The sequence below is a fragment of the Delftia sp. DT-2 genome, from assembly GCF_028401915.1.
Taxonomy (GTDB): Bacteria; Pseudomonadota; Gammaproteobacteria; order Burkholderiales; family Burkholderiaceae_C; genus Comamonas; species Comamonas tsuruhatensis.
In genome coordinates this window covers 1-4,710 of the sequence record NZ_JAQOTI010000044.1, presented here as the reverse complement: position 1 = coordinate 4,710, position 4,710 = coordinate 1, and the positions used below count along the sequence as shown (strand labels likewise).

The 4,710-nt window shown below is 68.2% G+C and carries 2 protein-coding genes; both read left to right on the top strand.

Features of this window, described 5'->3' with window-relative positions; translation table 11 throughout:
- Positions 1–1,189, top strand: a 1,189-nt coding sequence (locus tag PO605_RS30630; protein WP_272207331.1) for a type VI secretion system Vgr family protein, incomplete at its 5' end; no start/stop codon positions are given.
- 24 nt (positions 1,190–1,213) lie between these two features.
- The coding region (locus PO605_RS30625; protein ID WP_272207330.1) for a DUF6531 domain-containing protein at positions 1,214–4,710 on the top strand (3,497 nt) is incomplete at its 3' end.

Below are 4,710 nucleotides of genomic sequence, written 5' to 3'. Positions count from 1 at the left end.
GGGTCCGGCCGGAGAAGAAATCTGGACCGACGAATACGGCCGCATCAAGGTGCAGTTCCACTGGGACCGGCTGGGCAGCAAGGACCAGAACTCCAGCTGCTGGATCCGCGTGGCCACCAACTGGGCAGGACCAGGCTTTGGCGCCATCTCCATCCCGCGCATAGGGCACGAGGTGGTGGTGGACTTCCTCAACGGCGACCCGGACTATCCCATCGTCACGGGCTGCGTCTACAACGCGGCCAACATGCCGCCCTGGGCGCTGCCGGCCAACGCCACGCAATCGGGCATCAAGACCCGGTCGAGCAAGGATGGCAACCCGGGGTCAGGCATGAAGAACGGCCAGGGCGACGCCAACGCCATCCGCTTCGAGGACAAGGCGGGCGCCGAACAGCTGTGGCTGCATGCGCAAAAGGACCAGCTCACCGAGGTCGAGAACGACGAAGACAAATGGGTGGGCAACGACCGGCGCAAGACCATCGACCGGGACGAGACCAGCGTCATCCACCGCGACCGCACCGAGACCGTGGACCGCGACGAGACCATCACCGTGCACAACAACCGCACGGAGCGGGTGGACCACGACGAGAAGATCAGCATCGGCGACAACCGCAACGAGGATGTCGGCATCGACGAGAACATCTCCATCGGCAAGAACCAGCGCATGCGCATAGGCTCCAGCAAGTCCGAGACCGTGGCCCTGAGCTATACGCAGAGCACGGGCATCGCCAAGATGATGAACGTCGGCATGGCTTACAGCCGCAATGTCGGCATGGCGATGAACTCCTTCGTCGGGCTCATGAAGGCCAGCCAGGTGGGCGGAACCCAGTCGCTGAAGGTAGGCCAGACCTATAGCGCAGACATCGGCAAGCGCATGGACCTCAGCGTGGGCGAGCGCCAATCGGTGACCGTGGGCCAGATCAGCGTGCACTCCAGCGGAGAGCACCTGGAGCTGGCCTGCGGCAAGGCCAGGATCGTCCTCCAGAGCAATGGTGGCATCTACCTGCAGGGCGTGCACATCCAATTGCAGGGCGAAGGCGCCATCAACGGCGACGCCGGCCGCATCCACTGGAACTGCGGCGCCAGCCGGTCCGCACCGTCCGCTCCGCCAGGGCCCTCCTCATCACCCGCCGCAGCCGACGCGCAGCCGCTGCCCGAGCTTGTGGGAATCAACGGAACCGTCGGGCGCTGAGCATCTTTCAAGGGAGGAACCGGCATGAACAAACCCGCAGCCCGCCAGGGCGACATGACCAAGAAGGGCGGCCCTGTCATCCAGGGCTCGTCCACCGTCTTCATTGGCTCCAGTGGCGGCGTCGCCTGCTCGGCATGCCCGGGCGGACGCGCCGAAGGCAACCCTGTGAACCCCGTGCTGGGCGCCAAGGTCCTGACCGCAGAAGTCGATCTGGCCCTGCCAGGACCGCTGCCGCTGCACCTCTCGCGCGACTACTCCAGCTACCAGACGCCCACGCCAGCCCCCGTGGGCCTGCTGGGTCCGGGCTGGTGGATGCCCGGCGAACTTGGCCTGCAGGCAAGCCGCGAGCAGCTCATCGTTCACGACGGCCAGGGCCGCAGCATCTGCTTCGACCCGCTGGCGCCCGGCGAAGTCGCCTACAGCGCCAGCGAGCATCTTTGGCTGGTACGCGGCGGCAGGGAGCGGCTGCTGGGCGAAGGCCATCCTCAGCGCGTGGCGCATTCCTACCTGGCCCTGCCTTTGGAACTGCGCCAGGGCCGCGACTTCATCCTGGCCACCTCTTCTGCCTTGGGGCCGTGGTGGGTGCTGGGCCCCGAGCGCGGCATGGCGGCTGGCACCGAAGCCGCTGAATCCACCGATCCGGATACAGCCGCCAGCGAAGACCCGCCCGGCCCGGACAAGCGCCATGTGCTGCTGGGCCTTGTGGACCGATTCGGCAACCAGCTGCGGCTGTTTCGCCACGCCAAGGGCGAGTTCAAGGGACTGGTGAACTTCATTGATGACGGCGCGGGCCGGCGCTATCAGCTGGAGCTGCAGCGCTGCAGGCCTGCGCAGGAGGCGGCGCACGGCTGGGGGGCGGACGCCGGCATCCGCCTGATGGCCGTGCACCTGAAGCACGACCCGGCTTTCGGCAGGCAACCGCCCCCGGAGCCCCTGGTGCGCTACGAGTACAGCCCGCGCGGGGAACTGCAGGCAGTCCATGGGCGCGATGGCCGGATCATGCGGCGCTTTCTCTATGACCCGCGGCACCCGGGCCGCATGGTGGGCCACAGCCATGCGGGCCGCCCCACCAGCCGCTACACCTACGACGACCAGGGCCGGGTCATCGAGCAGCACAACCCCGAGGGACTGGACTACCGCTTCGACTACAGCGCCCACCAGGAGCCCGGCGCCGACCCAGCCAGCCCGCCCCAGGCCAGCACCCTGGTCACTGACGGTCTGGGACGCCAGCGCCGCTACCTCTTCACCGGCGAAGGCGGCCTGCGTCGCATTGCCTGCATCATCGAGGCCGATGGCAGCCGGCACAGCTATCGCCATGACAGCGCGGGCCGGCTGGTCGAGGCCACCGACCCGCTGGGACGGCAGACCACCTACCGGCTGGATACCGCCAGCGGCGACGTCACCGGCATCACCGACAGCGCCGGGCGCACAACCGAGCTGCAGTACAACCTGCACGGACAGGTCACCCGCAGCAGCACCCCGGCCGCAGGCAACGAATCCGCTGTCCACCAATGGCGCTACGACCCGCTGGGACTGCTGCAGGAGCACATCGACCCTCTGGGCCACAGCACCCGCTATCACTACCCGGAGCCCGCCTCCGATGCCCCGTCTGCCGGCGCCGAGCCCGCCCCCCTTCGCCACTTGCCCATCGCCGTCACCGATGCCAAGGGCGGACGCCAGGAACTCCAATGGGACGCCCGAGGCCTGCTGCTGCGCCGCCAGGACTGCTCCGGCCGCAGCACGCGCCAGGCCCATGACGCCTGGGGAAACCTGGTGGCCATCTACGGCGAGGAAGGCGGCAAGCTGTCGTTCACCTACGATGACGCCGCCCGGCTGACGGCCAGCATCGACGCGCTGGGCGAGGTCACGCGCTATGGCTACAACGCCGGCGGCGACCTCGAACGCATCGAACACCCTGACGGCCACCTGGAGCAATTTGCCTTCGATGCCTGGGGCCGCACCATCGGCTACCGCTACGGAGCGCAGGACAGCTTCTTCCACCAACGCTACCTGCGGGACAAGGCCGGCCGCCTGGTCGAACTGCACAACGAAAACGCCAGCATCCACCGCCTTCGCTACGACAGCCAGGACCGGGTGGTCGAAGAGACCGGGTTTGACGCCAGCCCCAGGCACTACCAATACAACGCGGCCGGCCAGGTCACCGCCAGCAGCGACGCCCTGCACCAGACCCTGCACCACTACGACGAGCGCAATGGCCAGTTGCTGGCGCGCAGCATCTCGGCGCTGCCCGCCGAAGGGCAGGAGCCGGCCCCCATCGCCACGGAGCACTTCGACTACGACAGCGCGGGCACCCTGACCGGTGCCCACCACGTGGTGCACGGCGGCTACCGGCTGGGCACCCTGTTCGAACGCGACCTGCTGGGCCGCACGCTTGCGGAGACCCAGCAAATGCATGGCCCGCAGGGCGAGCTGCTGTGGCAGCACCGAAGCCAGCGGCAACTGGACGAGATGGGACAGGTCACGCAAAGCACCATCACCGGACTGCCTCCACTGCAATGGCTGCACTACGGCCCGGGCCACCTGCACGGCCTTTTACTGAGCGGGCGCAACGTGCTGGAGCTGGAACGCGATGCCCGCCACCGGGAGATCCAACGGCGCTGCGGAGCCACGACCGTGCAGCGCGCCTATGACAGCCTCTCGCGCCTGACCACCACCCGCCTGATCAGGGACGCGACCCATCTGCGCGGCCCCGGCGCTGCCGCCGCCCAGGCTGCCGGCGAAACCCCGTCAGGCCCCGCGCTGGGCCAACTCAACCGCAGCCACCAGTACAACGCATTGGGCCAGTTGTGCGGCACAGGCACGGCACAAGGCCCCTGGGCCTACGGGTATGACCCTGCAGGCCGGCTGGTCCAGGCCAAGGGCCCGGGCCTGGACCAGCACTGGCAGTACGACCCCGCAGGCAACCGGCTGTTTGCGCACCAGCAGAGCCATCATGCCGCCCGCCAATGGAACGACGAAGTCCGGCAGAACCTGCATGACCCGGACTTCAACCTCCTGCAGGCAGACCACAGCGACCGGGACCGCAGCCACCCGCCCTGCTGGCCCGGCAACCGCATCCTGCAGGACGACCAGCACCAATACCGCCATGACAGAGCGGGCAACCTGCTGGAAAAAAGGGGACCGCGGCAAACCCATCGCTACCAATGGGACCACGCCAATCGCCTCATCGGCCATGCCGTTCAAACGAACGATGCGGACAAGCAGCGCGAGGCATCCGCCCGCACGGATGACGCTCCCACCAGCCAGTACTTCTACGACGTCTTCGGCCGCCGCATCGCGCGCCGCATCGCCCGTCCCGCCAGCCACCCGGCCGATGCCGATGCCAGTGCAGCCGAGGGCGACGACCACGCAACCCTGGTCTTCTACGGCTGGGACGGCGACCGGCTCACCCTCACCCAATTGCCGCCCCGGGACAGCCGGCCCATGCGGCGCATCCACACCCTCTACGAACCGCACAGCCACGTTCCCCTGCTGCGCGTGGAAACCGCAGGGCTGCCCCC